Here is a 15,722-nt window from a genome sequence, read left to right as displayed (position 1 = left end):
GTTATGCGTCATTACACTGGCATAGATAAATTTATCAATTCTTTTGATCAAGCCCTGCGCAGCTTAGTTCCTGGCACAACGTCTGCTCAACGCGAGAACCCAGGTAAGGCGGTAGAAACCCAACTGGCCGTCAGTGAAGCGCGTCATGTTGCTGGTTTAATGCGAGTCAACCATAGTGGCGAAGTCTGTGCTCAAGCGCTCTATCATGGTCAGGCCTTAACTGCAAAACTGCCAAATGTACGCCGTGAAATGGAACAAGCCGCGATTGAAGAACAAGACCATCTCGCATGGTGTGAAGACCGCTTAAAAGAACTGGATAGCCATACCAGTCTGCTCAATCCAATTTGGTATGGTTTGTCTTTTGGTATGGGCGCAATCGCAGGCATTGCAGGCGATAAATATAGCTTAGGTTTTGTTGCAGAAACGGAGCGCCAAGTCAGTCTGCATTTACAACACCACATCAGCCAACTCCCTGCTCAAGATGATCGTTCACGCAATATCCTTGTACAAATGAATGAAGATGAATTACATCACCGTGATACAGCACTAAATGCTGGCGGTGTCGATTTACCTATTCCTGTCAAAATCACCATGACGGCTATATCAAAACTCATGACCAAGACCAGTTATTTTATTTAAACAACAAGGGTTTAAATAAAAAAGCAGTGGAATCACCACTGCTTTTTTATTGACTTAGTGCTGAGTTATTCCACAACGATCGGCAACAATAAGGTATTGCTTACTTGTTTCAAATTCGCTGTATATTTAGTTGCCAATGAAGGGTTGGATGGATAACTTTTTCCGTTGAACTTGAGTATGACCTGTCCTAAACCACGTGTGTAAACCGACAAATCATGCCAACCTTGCGTCTGTGTACTTAAAGCATAAATTGGGGTAGATGATACGGTCATTTTGCTATGTGGTTGGAAGCGTCCATTAGCAAGTCCTTTAAAGACCAATAAAGTACATCCACCAGAACCACACCATTCTGAACCATCCAGCAGTACCACTGCATCAGCCAGACCATCCTGATTCAAATCAAAAGTATTAGTTTGATAATTTGACTGATCTTGCGTATAGGCATGCACCGCCTGCTCTAGCGCTTTATTTTCAGCAGATTTCGATGCTGAGACTTCATTCCCAACTGTACTTGTCACTACTGAAGTCAGATCTGATTCCGCTTCAACCATGTTTGATGGATTTGATTGACAACCCGCTACAAGCATTGCTAAAAAAAGCGCACTCAAAATTTGTATTTTCATGAAATAACTCGCTTTGAATTGTATTTTTATATACATCTTAAAGCAGTTATAAATGCAATCACACTTCAATATGTTAATTGGTTTCTAAACAACTGACCGTTGGAAATGTATGCTCTGCATGTTGAAAGGCAGCATCCTTCCACACATCAAACATTGGAATTTTAACATCTAAAGCCAAAGGCAGTTTCTTAGGATTAAATTGCATATGCTCTAGGTTGTCACCCCATGCAATCAAATCAACATCCAAAGCAATTTGATGCGATGGACGAATTCGTCCAGAGGCATTTTCCATTTTTTTCAGCAAGACTGAAATCTCAGAAGCAGACAAAGCTGATTTCAGCAAACACGCTGCATTCCAATAATCTGCTCCGACACCATCACGACATGGAATTAAATAAATGTTCGAAAATTGCAGCTGCCCAATTTTAGATAACTCATCAGAGGCATATAAAAAATGTTGCTGAGGGTTATTATTACTCGCCAGAGCTAGGGCGAAAATCGTTTCGGTGGCGTTCAAGACGAATTCCTACAGAATTTGCTTGCGCGATAATGGCAGGCTTACGGATGGTAATATTAATTGATTCAATCGCATGAAAGGTAGAAAAAAGTGCGTTGATGACCAACTTTGCCGCATGTTCAATCAGTTCAGGCTTGGCTTCTTGAATAACCTTTGCCGCGATTTCACAAATTTCAGCATAATTTAAGGTATGGTCTAAGTCATCTGAGTTTGATGCTTGCTCCAAATCTGTTTGAATAATCATATCCAACATTAAAGGCTGAATAATCTGACGTTCCCAGTTAAAACAGCCAATCACTGTTTCAACTTTTAAGCCTTCAATGATAATTGCGTCCACATTATTACCTTTAACAGATTTTGACTTTTAATCCCTGCCTTGCGAAACCATGTTTCTCATCCGTTTAACAGGAAAGCGTTTTCAGTCCCTCTTTTCAAAAGAAGGACTGAAAGGGATTTTTTGGAGAATGTGCTTCAAAAGAATTTAGTTTTTTAACAACACATTTGGGTCCATAGTTTGCACCATTTGCAAACGCTGGTCAGCATAGATATCGGTATACGGTGCAAGGATGCGCATGAAACGATCGAAATACAGCATCTGTTTAAATAACAAGGCAAAATCACGTGGGAAGCGAATGCCGTGACGCTCGCCCACTGCTACCATATCCATCATAATGTCATTCAAATCTGCTGGGTTTGAACTCAGTAATTCTTGCGGATCTGCCAACAGCACACCACTAAATAAACGCTCAAGATCTGCGGCCAACACTTGCGTATCAATCTGCACTGCGGTCATGCCCATTTTCAGCATATTTTCCGCCATGAGTGCATAATCGGTTTTTTGTAAGGCATCCATAAAGGCGATACAAGCTGTCCATACTTCAGGTTTCAACTGGCCCACAATTCCAAAGTCAATAAAACCGACACGACCATCATCAAGCAACATCAAGTTTCCAGCGTGTAAGTCAGCATGGAAGCTATTACACATCATCAGACTACCAAACCATGTATTCATGGCAGTAATCAGGACTTGTGATGGATCTTTGCAACGCTGTTTCACCACATTAAAATCGGTTAATGGTACACCATATAACCGTTGCATGGTCAGCACACGGCGAGTCGAATATTGGTGATAGACCTTCGGTGCCATGGCTTTATGGTTTTGTGTGATATTGAGATAGTTCACAAAGTCATCCAGATTACTGGCTTCTTCAATAAAATCGACTTCACGAACCATGCGGGTTTTGATTTCTTCCACAATGTCTGCAAGAGATGCAAATTTGACTTTAGGCACCGCTTTTTCCAAGACCTTGGTTGCCCAGTGCAGCACATTTAAGTCAGTATAGAGAATTGTTTCTACACCTGGCTTTTGCACTTTAATCACTACATCTTCGCCCGTTACCAGTTTTGCGGCATGGACTTGGGCAATAGATGCCGAAGCTAACGGTGTTTCATCAATTGATGCAAAAATCTCAGACAGATTTCGACCTTCAAACTCAGACGCCAAAACCCCTTGTACATAACTAAACGGTAAAGATGGGGTTTGGTCTAAACAGCCTTGGAATTCTTCAACGTATTCACGTGGAAAAAGTGAAGGTGTACTGGCAATAAACTGACCCAGCTTGATATAGGTTGAACCCAAAGACTCAAAGGTTTCACGCATCAGTTTGGCATTACTTGGTTTTTCAGTTGCGTACTTAATACCTGCACGCGCTGCAATGACTGCTGTTTCCCCAACACGGGCAACAGAGCGCAGTCCATCTAAAAAGATATTGTTTTTCATAATATCGGTCAAAAATAAATTGTATTGAGTGTATCAAAGAATGAAAAAATTGCAGGCTTATCTTGCCTGACAAACTGGACAATCTGTATCTTTTTCGAAAGCAAGCAAACGTTGTTTCATACTTAAGCCATCCCAAAGCAACAGGCGTTGTTTGAGTGCGGAGACATTTAAACCTAAGTATAAAAGTGCATGATGCGCTTGAAGACTAGCCATTACGTTCGGAGTGGTGGCAAGAACGCCCGAATCTGCACAGCGTAGGCTTTCATTTTCATGTTCTTCTTTCGGGAACAGACATTCATAGCAAGCGGACTCACCTTCCACCATAAAGAGTTGCCCTTGAAAACCAATAGCTGATGCACTGATGAGTGGAATATTGGCCGCTTTACACTGCTGATTGACCAAATACCGCGTCGTAAAATTATCACAACCATCAAGAACTAGGTCTTGACCAACAATTAAGCGAGCTGCATTAGATGTATCAAGCTTTACAGTATGCGCATGGACTTGGATATAGGGATTGATCTGCTTTAAACGCTGGGCCAAAACCTCTGCTTTATAGAAACCGACATTGTTTTCTACATAGGCAATCTGTCTTTGCAGATTGCTTACTTCGATCGTATCTGCATCAATCAGAGTGATTTGCCCTACGCCAGCACGTGCCAGTAACTCCGCAGTCAAACAACCGATGCCTCCACAACCCACGATGAGTACATTGGCTAACTTGAGTTTTTCTTGCGCCTCTATATCCCATCCGTCCAATAAAATTTGGCGGCTATAGAGATGCATTTCAGCATTACTGAGTTCTAGACTTTCATCTAACTCGTCCATGATTCAGCCTTTTGCTAAAGAAAATATTGATGTCGAATTATAACTATGAAACTAAGATTGGCTATGCACAAATTCAATAAATGCGATGTGCTTTAAATGGCTCATCTTTTCATTTTTAAATTACGGATATTGAATCATAGTAGTTGCCTAGTTAAATTTACTTAGGCTATTTATACATCTAGCTATATTTCAGGCGGTGTTCCCACAGGTCACATATCACTATAAATGGAGCAAAGAAAAGCCAGCCTATTTAGAACTGACTGGCTTTAATTCTAATTAGAGTTCAACAAAAAATATGATACGCGAAAATGTCATCTGCAACCTGCATGGTCTAAGCAAGATAATGTTTCTTCGATATCTTTTAATAAATCCAAGAAAAGAACAGGTTTTGCAGGTGACAATGGTTTTGCCTACTTTTGCCGAAACAAAAGTAGGGCGAGCAGCAGGCTAATGACAAAATTGGATGAAAATTCGATAAAACTCCGCCAAGATAATTTTTTTTCAATCGGTTAGATCAACAATTACTGCGAATTCGACTTACCACTAAGACCCTTTTATCTTTAAATTAAATTGCAGCTTGTAAGGTTTGTATCTTTGCCACTTCTTGCTGTTTCAGTAAATTACGTTGAATTTTGCCACTCGACGTTTTCGGCAAGCTTTCAACAAACTCAATCTCTTTCGGATACGCATGTTTAGATAAACGTGAACGCACATAGGATTGGAGTTTGCTATCCAACTCTTTAGAGGCTTGGTACTGAGGTTTCAGCACCACAAAAGCTTTCACCACTTCAGTGCGTTCTGGGTCAGGCTTACCAATCACAGCCGACTCTAAAACCTCTTCACACTCAAGCAAGGTACTTTCGACATCAAAAGGCCCAACTCGATAGCCTGACGTTGTAATGACATCGTCAGCACGTCCAACAAAATCGACACCGCCAATTTCATTCAGTTTGACCGTATCACCAGTTAAATAATACTGTCCCACAAAGGACTTTCGATTATTGCCACCATAACCCTTAAACCATGTCAGTGGTGACTGACTAAAGTCTATCGCCAACGTTCCAATCTCTCCGCGCTTCACTTCTTGGTGGTTCGCATCCAGTACAGCAAAGCGGTGCCCAGGATTGGCAAAGCCTGCCGACCCGACTTTTTTATCATGCTCCAGTGCATGATGGTTGGCAATCACCATGCCCAACTCAGTTTGTCCATATTGGTCATAAATGTTGACGTTCAGATCATTATTGAACCAATGAATCACTTCTGGGGTCAAAGGCTCACCCGCACTACTGACGGCGCGTAAGTGGGTTTTAATGGAAGGATCAAACTTTTCTTTGAAACCAAAGAACATCCGAAAAGCTGTAGGCGAACCCGTTAAGTTACTGACACGATACTTTTTAATAACCTCAACCGCATAATCCACGCTAAATGCACGTTCATCCATAATGATGCTATGCCCCAAGCTGAGCGGGCCTGTGATTCCATAGTACAACCCATAAGCCCAGCCCGGATCGGCTAAATTCCAGAATGAATCATCATCTCTTAAATCTACCGCATATTGCATATAGCCCTTAAAAGCCAAAACTGCTTTTAAAGGGACAGGCACTGATTTCGCCAAACCTGTGGTGCCCGAGGTAAACATCATCAGAAAATCATCATTAAAGCTACACAAAACAGCTTCACATTGATCGGACTGTTGTTTGACCTCTTGCCAAAAATCAGCTTCGTTACTAGCTAAGTTTGTTCCCGCATTTACAGTCAGGATATGTTTGACTTCAACATGATTTAACTTTGGGCGTTGTTCTGCATTGGTCACAATCAATTTAGTATTCGCAGTTAAAACTCGATGCTCAATCGCCTTCGACTCAAAAGCGGTAAACAAAGGCTGGTAAATCGCGCCGATTCGCCATGTTGCTAAAATCGTAATCAATAGTTCTGGCGTACGCGGTAACAGCCCTGCGATGCAATCACCTACTTGAATCCCGATACTTTTAAAATAATTTGCCAACTGTGCTGAGGCCACATCGAGCTGTTCAAAACTCCATTGCTCAGACTCACCATTTTTTCCTTCCCAAATGAGTGCTATTTTTTGCTGCCCGACATAGCGCTGACAGCACTCAATATAGGCATTCATTGCATTGGGTTGGCCGACCAATTGTTCCCGAATCAATTGCTCATAGTTAAATTCTTGATGGGCTTGTTCTAATGTCTTCATCACGACAACCTCGTATTATCCATTTTAAAAGGCCAAATCCACTTTGGCCGTCCATGTTCTTTATCGTTTTAAGCGTTGAACTGACCTCATTGTCAGTCCTATATTGTTTGAAAACCTAAAGCAGCTTAACTGCCCGACTTAGTGACCGTAATTAACCGCTGTACCTAGATAACCATGTTTTAAATGCACCTACAATTTCCAAATCCCTCAATGAAAATGCAAGCTTTGAACATCGACCAAGGTCTAAAACTGAGTCAACTTAAACCTTGGTGACTTCACGTACAATGACCAGACGTTGAATATCAGATGCTCCTTCATAAATCTGGCTCACACGAACATCCCGATAAATTCGCTCAACTGGAAAATCTGAGACATAGCCATAACCACCATGAATTTGAATCGCATCAGAACAAACACGCTCCGCCATAGTTGAGGCAAACAGTTTGGCCATAGACGCTTCTTTTAAACACGGCAATCCTGCGTCCTTCAAAGCGGCTGCATGGAAAATTAACTGCCGTGCCGCTTCAATTTGTGTCGCCATATCAGCTAAACGAAAAGCAACCGCCTGATGTTGTACAATTTCAATACCGAAGGCTTTACGGTCATTGGCATATTCAACCGCAGCATCTAAAGCGGCGCGCGCCATGCCCACTGATTGCGCTGCAATACCAATACGTCCTGACTCCAAATTTGAGAGTGCAATTTTATAGCCCTCACCTTCCGCGCCTAGCAAATGATCTGCTGGAATGCGGCAGTTCTCTAAAACAATGGTTGCCGTATCTGAACAGTGCTGCCCCATCTTTTCTTCTATACGAGAGACGATATAGCCTTCGGTATCGGTTGGGACTAAAAAGCAAGAAATACCTTTCTTATCCGCAGCCTTGTCTGTGACTGCAAAAACCAAAGCGACTTGAGCATGCTTTCCTGTGGTAATAAATTGTTTGGTTCCATTCAGCACCCATTCATCGCCCTCACGAACGGCTTTACACTCCAATGCTCCTGCATCTGAGCCTGCTTGTGGTTCAGTGAGACAAAAACATCCTAACCACTCACCTGTGGCAAGCTTACTTAAATATTTCTGCTTTTGCGCATCAGTGCCATAACGCTGGGTAATGCCACACGGCAGTGAGTTTTGCACACTGACAATAGTCGAAATAGCACCATCACCTGCTGCAATTTCCTCAAGTGCCACCACCAGTGAAATATAATCTAGGCCCGCACCACCCCACTCAGGTGAAACAGTCATACCCAAAGCACCTAACTCACCCAACTCTTTAAGTTCTTGCGCAGGAAACTGTGCCGTTTTGTCACGTGCAGCTGCGGTTGGCTTCAGTTTTTCTTGCGAATAACTACGAAGCATATCCTGAACCATTTTTTGTTCTTCATTTAAAAGCATGGAGTGTCCCTTCTCTGTTCAGGTTATTAAATTTAATAAATATTTGATACACGGCGACCCATTCGCAACCTGAAAGCCTTTCAAAAGATAATGTTTCTGCGAGAAAGTACTCTGTAAATTTAATAAAACAGGTTTTGCGAATGGAGATGGTTTTGCCTACTTTTCCCGAAAGAAAAGTAGGTCGAACCGAAGGTTATAAGAAGCCTTTACTTATCGACGCAAGACTCCGTTATAAATTCAAAGATCACAAGTCAAAATAAATTATTTAGGCTGCATACGAATCGCGCCATCTAAACGAATCACTTCACCATTCAAATAACTATTTTCAAAAATATGCCCCACAAGCTGAGCAAACTCCTGCGGTTTTGCCAAACGCTTCGGAAATGGCACCATTTCACCTAGCGCATCTTGTACATTTTGCGGCATCGCCTTCAACATTGGCGTTTCCATAATGCCTGGAGCAATGGTCATCACTCGAATTTTTTCACGTGCTAGCTCGCGTGCCAGCGGCAAAGTCATTGAGACAACCGCGCCTTTCGATGCTGCATAAGCGGTCTGGCCAATTTGTCCGTCATAGGCTGCAACTGAAGCTGTATTCACAATCACGCCACGTTCTTCTTCACCGGCTTGAGGTTCATATTTCGCGATTAACTGCGCAGCAAAACGCAGCAAATTAAAAGTACCTGAGACATTGATGTTTAATACTTTTTGGAATAAAGCCAGCTCATGAATACCCTCACGACCCAACACTTTGGCTGAAGGCGCTACACCTGCACAGTTCACCAAACCATTCAATTGTGCATATTCCGCCTCGACTTCTTGGAAGAAACTTTGCACGGCGTGCTCATCAGTAACATCAAGGCTTTTAAACTGAGCATTTTCACCCAACTCACGCTGTAGCTCTTCACCTAAAGCTTGGTTCATATCTACCAAAATGACTTTCGCGCCTTGCTCAATCAAATGACGGGTAGTCGCTGCACCTAACCCTGATGCACCACCCGTGACCACAAAAACCTTCCCTTGAATCTTCATTTATTTTTCCTTGTATGATTGAATGCTACGACTTAAGAAGAAATGTAAACACAGAACCCTTTAAGTACAATTTCCAAATATTGCATCTTCCATGATGGTTTTGGACAATGCTCAAAATGCACAATAAAAATATGGAAGCCACTATGACTGCGTCGGAACATGCAAACGCCCAGAAAGATTCCATTTCAATTGCTTTGGTACACGAAGCATTGTTTGAAGCTGAAAAGCAGGGATATGCAGTTGCTGATATTTTGAAAAATGCAGGCATCAATAACGAACTGTTAAGTGCGACAAAAGCACGAGTCTCAGTCAATCAATATGCACAGCTCTGGACTGAACTGGCCAATGTCATGAATGATGAGTTTTTTGGGATGGATCGTCATGCTATGCGCCGTGGCAGTTTTCAGTTTTTGTCTAAATCACTATTACACACCACCCAGCTGGACCAAGCCATTCAGCATATTTTGCAGTTTATGAATCTGGTGCTAGATGACTTTAGCAGTCAACTCATGGTGCAAGAGCATTATGCCTATATTGTGATTTATGAACGACAACAGCCCAAACGCATGTTTAGTTACGCGACTTATATCATGCTGATTCATGCGCTTATGTGTTGGCTAGTGGGTCAACGGGTGATTTTGAATCAAATTCAACTCAAATGTGATGCACCTACAGATGACATCGACTATAAAGTTCGTTTTTGTGAAAATATCCAGTATCAAATGGCTGAAAACTACATTCAGTTCGATGCCAATTATTTAAAAATGCCAATAAAACAGGACAGTAAATCGTGGTATCAATTTATTCAGCAAACTCCACATATTTTACTGACCCGTTATAAAAACCCACATTCAACCAGTGCCCAGATTCGTCGCTACTTAATGCAAGAGCCACCTATACAATGGCTTGAACTGTCTGAAATTGCCCATCATTTCAATATGTCTGAGGCGACTATTCAGCGGCGACTGAAAAGCGAAGGTTTCAGTTATCAGCAACTGAAAAATGATATACGCCGTGATATGGCGATTGAGCTGCTCAGTAACAGCCAAGTATCATTACAAGACATTAGCACTGAACTCAATTTTCATGATCCGAGTGCGTTCCACCGTGCTTTTAAAAAGTGGACTGGGGTCAGTCCCGGTGCTTATCGTCAAAATAAGGACGCTTAACTGAGGTCGATTGGTATAAGCAACTACGAGATGCTCTTGCTCTTTCTACATCACAAATCACTAGCCAATAAAATTCTCTCGTTCAAGTAAAACCTTAACATTCTATTGTTCTGACTTGGGTTTTGATTTGCCAAATGAAATGTCAACAGAGCTTATACATTAAATTGAATTTTTGATGCTCATTCATCGGAAAATCAAGGTGCTGTCGCACTTTGTCACTGACTTCAAAAAATTAACTGCCATAGTGATCTCGTCATATTGTTCTTGACACAATGTTGAATAAAAACATCATGGAGGGAAAACATGAGTAGCCAATTAAATAAAAACTTAATGAAAAATATCGGATGGTTATCATTATTAGTGTGCAGTCAGCCAGTGATAGCCGACTCATACGTTTATGTGACCAATACCACCCCTGAAACAGTCTCTGTCAATATTAATCATCACGGTACACGCACCTTAACGCAAGGGAGTCAATGGGCTCAAGAAGCCACTCAAATTGCCCCTTATGAAACCAAACGTGTACTGCGTTATAACCGTTATACTGGGCTAAAGTCAGGCCAAACCTATAATTTTGATACCGTGATTACAGGCGGTGGTTCAAGCGTCACCCTGAAACAATCTATGACTGGCACTTGGTCTGGAAGTAATATTAAACATTCTGCATCTGACAGTGATTTCTCTGCACCATGGTTCAACGACCGTAACATTCAGCGTTTCAACACCAATTATGCAGGAAAAACGGCGCAGACTGCTTTTAAAGCTGAATACACTGGTGGTTATGACGACTTCCACTACACCATCCATCAAAATACCGTGCCAGAACCTGTTGCCAGCAGTGCCGATGAGTTTAAAGTTTTAACCTACAATATTTATGCCCTTCCTTTGGTGGCAAGTAAAATTGATGAACGCTTAGAACAACTACCACAAAACCTAAAAGGCTACGACGCGATTTTATTCCAAGAGACCTTTGCTTCTGGTCGTACCGCCATGTTGGCCAAATTAGCTCAGGAATATCCGTACCAAACCTATATTCCAATCGGTTCAGGCTACAACATTTATGACAGCGGTATATTGGTTGCCAGTCGCCACCCGATTGTACAAACGGATCATTTTATTTACCCAAGCTGTACAGGGATTGACTGTTTTGCCGATAAAGGCGTGATTTATGCTGAAATTCTCAAGAATGGCAAAGCCTATCATGTGACCTCCACGCATACCGCATCGTTTGATACCGACGCGGCACGTGATATGCGCCAGCAACAATTTAAGCAAATCCGCGCTTTGGTCGATAAGCAAAATATCCCGTCATTTGATGCAGTACTTATGGGCGGTGACTTTAATGTCAACAAGCTACTGTGGCCGCAAGATTATGCACAAATGCAAATTAACTTGAATGGTACGGTACCAGTCAGCACAGGATATACCGAATCAACCTTCGATCCACGGGTGAATAAACTCGCGGGTGCAGGACTCACGGGCGGCTCTACCGTAGAGTATTTAGACTATGTGGTGTCATCCAATAACCACCGTCAGCCTATACAAGCACGTAATGATGTCCGTATTCTTCGCTCGGCTACCGATCCCTTGTTTATGACTTGGGACTTATCTGACCACTTCCCTGTCATGGGCCAATTCCAATACAACCCATGAGGAAGAATAATGAAGCGCTTACGGCTTATCGCTTTGGTGCTGAGTGTATTGGTGATCGGTGTGGTGATATGGTTGGGCCTTGGCCCATCCTATGCCACATCGGGTCAAACTCAGGCATCCTCACCGTCCCTTACAGAGACTGCTCAACCCAGCAGTTTGCAAGAGAAGCTTGCTGCTGCAAACAACGACGAGTCAAAAATGCAGCAACAACAGCAACAAGAATCCATCCAACAAATTATTCAACACTTTCAAAAAAATCCGGGCAATATCACACAATTATTAAACCAGTTACAGCTAAACTGCCCCGATACCAACTGTCAGGCATTATTAAAACAGGTATTGGACAAATATCCAGATCAGCAGTTTGCCCAGACTTTAAAACAATTGATAGAACGCCTGCCACTGTATGAAAAAGAAATGCAAGCTAGAACTATGTCCACACAAATGACTCCACAACAGCGTTATCAGGAAATTTGGAACTTACGTGAACAGACTTTAGGTAAGCAAGAAACACAACTCGGCTTTGCTGAAGAAAAAGAATTTGCCAGCTATCAGTTTGCTTATGGTGAACTCTTGGGCCGAGCACCGCAAATGACGCTACAACAACGTCTGAGTGAACTCTCGCAATTACAGCAACAATATAAAAACCCGAGCAAAAACATTGATGGTCAAAGTGGTGGTTATGATAAAGCCCTTAAATTGGCTTTAATTGGCGTCACCGATCCAATACAACAGCAAGAAATTACCCAACAAATTCGTAACAGCTACTTTTCAGGCAAAGAAGCAGCACAAATGGCTGAACGCGAACAACAAGTCGCTCGTCAGCAACAACAGATCGCCAGTTACCAATCTGAGCTTACTGCTCTAAACCAAGAAATGAACCAGCAAAAACAAAACTTAGCTGAAAGTACATGGCAACAGCAGTACCAACTCCGCCTAGAACAACTGAGGCAAAAGCACTTTAACTAGTGGCTTAAACGTTCATCATTCTCCACCCCAAACAAAGACAGCTAAAGCAAGGTGATGTACCTCATCTTGCTTTAGCTTGTATTTATAAATTGAAATTCCACAATCTTTTGAATCTGCATCTGTAATCTCAAAATAAAGTAATTTGCAACAGCACTGACAACATAAGTAATATATTTCAATAGCTTAAAATAAACTCAAATAAATTTTTAATTAAAATTTCACAATATTCCATATTAAATTGCTTCTTTTTGATCTATCCGAGCCCCTTGCAACAGTCGTATGAAATGCACACAGGCACTCAATTTAATAAATTTAAGCTTTTCATTCACTTAACAAATCCATCTTTCATTTATCGGAATCTATTTGCAAAAAGCTCCAAAATGGATTATTTTTCAACCAATTTTAAAGCATTCTTTAATGCTTACTTTCTGGCTGTACTCCCCCTGTTTAATCACCTTATTTCTTTTAAAGGTTATGACATGCTTAAAATGATTGATGTTCTCGATCAACGTCTGGTGCAAAACTTTACTCAAGCTTTGCAGTCTCCTACCCCACAATTTGAAGAGCAACTGGATCAAGGCATTCTCAATGCATCAGACCTCGAATTAAATCATGCTGTTACTGCATTTTTTAATGAAGTTGATGCAATTGAAGCTGCTCAAGCGTTGGATATTAGCGCTGACCGTATTCAAGCCCTGCAGTTAGGTGCATCGTTTAAAGATGAACAATATCTAGCTGATCTAAAGAAAATTGTGACGCTTTGCCTTGCACTTGAAACTGATGCTTTAGAGCAAGTTGAAGTGTCTGACAGCTTACAAGACTATCCTATGTAAGCTTGCAATCCCTCAAAAAAAAGCGACTTTTACAGTCGCTTTTTTACATTCAAAATGAATGATTTAGTTATGTAATTTTCATATAAGAAGAAATTATTCTATGCTTTTTGGAAGTTATTCTATACTCCAAAAACTACACATAGCTCAATCAAGTTATTAAAATTCAGATAGTTAAACTAAGACCACCCGTTTATTTCAATTTAATATTTTGTTATCCATTTTTCTTTTTTTATTTTTCGCATCCATCAGGTTAAAAGAATCCACAAATGAACTTATTTAAATGATGCAACATGAAAAACTTTAAACTACTGAGCACTTCACTGATTTTAGGTCTGATCGGCTCTTATGCCCATGCCGCTATTCCAAACACACTCAAACTCGATTATGCCTATTACGCGCCAACCAGTCTTGTGGTGAAAGAGCAGAAATTGTTAGAAAAAGCCCTACCTAAGACTGAAATTAAATGGGTGTTTAGCCAAGGCAGTAACCGTTCACTGGAGTATTTAAATAGCGGCAGTGTCGATTTTGCTTCAACCGCAGGGCTTGCAGCCGTACTCAGTCGTGCCAACGGCAGTCCAATTAATACCGTATATATCCAGAGCCAACCTGAATGGACCGCTTTGGTGGTTGCTAAAAACTCCCAGATTAAAAGTTTAAAAGACTTAAAAGGAAAGAAAATTGCAGCAACTAAAGGCACAGATCCATTTCTGTTTACCCTACAAGCATTGGATACAGTGGGTCTAAATAAACGTGACGTGCAACTGGTCCATTTACAACATCCAGATGGCAAAACAGCTTTAGAACGTGGTCAAGTCGATGCTTGGGCAGGCCTAGATCCATTGATGGCTTCGGCACAAGTGCAATCTGGCGCAAAACTACTGTATCGAAATATTGGGTTTAATAGTTATAGCGTGCTCAGTGTCAAAGAGTCTTTTACTCAGCAAAGCCCCGAAGCCATTGAAGCGGTGATTAAAGCCTATGAACAAGCACGTAAGTGGGCCAAAGCTAATCCAGAGAAACTGGCGGAGTTATTGGCACGCGAGTCCAAACTTCCGTTGAATGTCGCAAAATTACAATTAAGCCGTACCAACTTTGATCAAAACATTCCGTCAGCCAAACAGATTGCCGCATTACAAAAGTCTGGCAGTATTTTGAATGAAGAAGACTTAGTCCGTAAAGGAACAAATGTCAATCAAGTCGTGACTCAGTTGTTTAAGCCACAATATGCACAAAAGGTTGTAAGCAAATAATGACCAAGTCAGTCGCGAGCTCTTTCACCCCTATTGAAGTGAAAAAGGGTTCCTCATTTCAGTTGAAATTGAAGCGTGTTCTCAAAGCGATCACCCTTCCAGTGCTCTTACTGATTGCTTGTGAATATCTGGTCCGTGCAGGTTTTATTGAACCTTATTTATTGCCTGCACCCAGTAGTTTATGGCAAACCTTTCTAGATTTATGGCAGGCAGATTTATGGATGCATGTCTGGACCAGTACATGGCGGGTATTCTTAGGCTTTTTTATTGGCAGTGTTCTGGCATTAATTTGTGCGATTTTGGTCGGACTCAACAAACAGGTTGAAGCATTTTTAGAACCCAGTTTTTCAGCGATTAAATCCATCCCAAGCTTAGCGTGGATTCCTCTACTTTTACTGTGGTTAGGGATTGATGAAGCATCGAAAATTACCCTGATTGCAATTGGTGCATTTTTTCCGACCTATACCAACACGGTCGCAGCGATTAAAGGTGTTGACCGAAAACTCATCGAAGTCGCGCAAGTCTATCGACTGAAATACTGGCAGCAAGTGCAACAGATTATTTTACCTGCGGCATCTCCGGGAATTTTAACGGGACTACGCAACAGTTTAAGTTTGGCATGGATGTTTATGATTGCCGCAGAACTGATTGCAGCGACACAAGGCATTGGTTACTTACTGAGTGATGGACGAGAAACTTCACGTCCCGATATTGTGATTTTAGCAATTATTCTTTTAGCCGTACTTGGAAAATTCAGCGATGGCATCATGAAAGCCATCGAGACTTGGCTACTGCGTTGGCGTGACGTATTTGGAACATAA

At 41.6% G+C, this 15,722-nt stretch carries 15 protein-coding genes; 7 read left to right on the top strand and 8 right to left on the bottom strand.

Translation table 11 applies throughout. From position 1 onward, the window contains the following. Positions 1 to 3: 3 nt before the first annotated feature. A complete protein-coding gene (gene coq7, locus ACZ8ZH_RS06560) occupies positions 4 to 639 on the top strand; it encodes a 2-polyprenyl-3-methyl-6-methoxy-1,4-benzoquinone monooxygenase (protein WP_004696505.1) in 636 nt (211 codons plus the stop codon). A 65-nt stretch (positions 640 to 704) separates the two neighbouring features. On the opposite strand, the gene ACZ8ZH_RS06555 is transcribed toward coq7, so the two are convergent. The 8 genes from ACZ8ZH_RS06555 to ACZ8ZH_RS06520 form a co-directional block, all read right to left on the bottom strand. Then, positions 705 to 1,262: a hypothetical protein gene (locus ACZ8ZH_RS06555; RefSeq protein WP_228199368.1), complete on the bottom strand. Its 558-nt coding sequence runs from the start codon at positions 1,260 to 1,262 to the stop codon at positions 705 to 707. A gap of 73 nt (positions 1,263 to 1,335) precedes the next feature. Continuing rightward, positions 1,336 to 1,779 (bottom strand): 2-amino-4-hydroxy-6-hydroxymethyldihydropteridine diphosphokinase, encoded by a 444-nt coding sequence (locus ACZ8ZH_RS06550; protein WP_086207711.1) that lies wholly within the window; start codon positions 1,777 to 1,779, stop codon positions 1,336 to 1,338. Next, positions 1,736 to 2,116: a dihydroneopterin aldolase gene (gene folB, locus ACZ8ZH_RS06545; protein WP_086207712.1), complete on the bottom strand. Its 381-nt coding sequence runs from the start codon at positions 2,114 to 2,116 to the stop codon at positions 1,736 to 1,738. Before folB ends, ACZ8ZH_RS06550 begins: the two co-directional genes overlap by 44 nt. Before the next feature lie 144 nt (positions 2,117 to 2,260). Continuing rightward, positions 2,261 to 3,559, bottom strand: a complete 1,299-nt coding sequence (locus tag ACZ8ZH_RS06540; protein WP_086207713.1) for an ABC1 kinase family protein — start codon at positions 3,557 to 3,559, stop codon at positions 2,261 to 2,263. A 57-nt stretch (positions 3,560 to 3,616) separates the two neighbouring features. Beyond that, entirely contained in the window at positions 3,617 to 4,387 is a 771-nt protein-coding gene (locus ACZ8ZH_RS06535; RefSeq protein ID WP_119062893.1) for a HesA/MoeB/ThiF family protein, read from the bottom strand. A 565-nt stretch (positions 4,388 to 4,952) separates the two neighbouring features. Then, on the bottom strand, positions 4,953 to 6,599 hold the full coding sequence (locus tag ACZ8ZH_RS06530) for an AMP-binding protein (RefSeq protein ID WP_119062894.1): 1,647 nt from the start codon (positions 6,597 to 6,599) through the stop codon (positions 4,953 to 4,955). 259 nt (positions 6,600 to 6,858) lie between these two features. Then, positions 6,859 to 7,995: an acyl-CoA dehydrogenase family protein gene (locus ACZ8ZH_RS06525; RefSeq protein WP_119062895.1), complete on the bottom strand. Its 1,137-nt coding sequence runs from the start codon at positions 7,993 to 7,995 to the stop codon at positions 6,859 to 6,861. Positions 7,996 to 8,256: 261 nt separating this feature from the next. Beyond that, the gene (locus tag ACZ8ZH_RS06520; protein WP_119062896.1) at positions 8,257 to 9,027 is read right to left on the bottom strand and encodes a 3-hydroxyacyl-CoA dehydrogenase; all 771 of its coding nucleotides are present in this window, start codon (positions 9,025 to 9,027) and stop codon (positions 8,257 to 8,259) included. A gap of 143 nt (positions 9,028 to 9,170) precedes the next feature. Between ACZ8ZH_RS06520 and ACZ8ZH_RS06515 the strand changes: the two genes are divergently transcribed. The 6 genes from ACZ8ZH_RS06515 (at position 9,171) to ACZ8ZH_RS06490 (ending at position 15,722) form a co-directional block, all read left to right on the top strand. After that, positions 9,171 to 10,196 carry an AraC family transcriptional regulator gene (locus tag ACZ8ZH_RS06515; protein WP_119063201.1) on the top strand — a complete coding sequence of 342 codons (1,026 nt, stop codon included), beginning with the start codon at positions 9,171 to 9,173 and terminating at the stop codon, positions 10,194 to 10,196. Positions 10,197 to 10,526: 330 nt separating this feature from the next. Beyond that, on the top strand, positions 10,527 to 11,849 hold the full coding sequence (locus ACZ8ZH_RS06510; RefSeq protein ID WP_228199393.1) for a sphingomyelin phosphodiesterase: 1,323 nt from the start codon (positions 10,527 to 10,529) through the stop codon (positions 11,847 to 11,849). 9 nt (positions 11,850 to 11,858) lie between these two features. Next, positions 11,859 to 12,818, top strand: coding sequence for a hypothetical protein (locus ACZ8ZH_RS06505; RefSeq protein WP_119062898.1), 960 nt, complete (start codon positions 11,859 to 11,861; stop codon positions 12,816 to 12,818). A 479-nt stretch (positions 12,819 to 13,297) separates the two neighbouring features. After that, on the top strand, positions 13,298 to 13,651 hold the full coding sequence (locus ACZ8ZH_RS06500; RefSeq protein ID WP_110974163.1) for a hypothetical protein: 354 nt from the start codon (positions 13,298 to 13,300) through the stop codon (positions 13,649 to 13,651). A 290-nt stretch (positions 13,652 to 13,941) separates the two neighbouring features. Continuing rightward, complete coding sequence (locus ACZ8ZH_RS06495) at positions 13,942 to 14,901, top strand: aliphatic sulfonate ABC transporter substrate-binding protein (RefSeq protein WP_119062899.1); 960 nt, start codon at positions 13,942 to 13,944, stop codon at positions 14,899 to 14,901. Continuing rightward, a complete protein-coding gene (locus ACZ8ZH_RS06490; protein ID WP_119062900.1) occupies positions 14,901 to 15,722 on the top strand; it encodes an ABC transporter permease in 822 nt (273 codons plus the stop codon). The genes ACZ8ZH_RS06495 and ACZ8ZH_RS06490 overlap by 1 nt, the downstream gene beginning before the upstream one ends.

Source organism: Acinetobacter sp. SW-226 (assembly GCF_055632855.1).
This window is presented reverse-complemented; position numbering and strand designations above follow the sequence as displayed.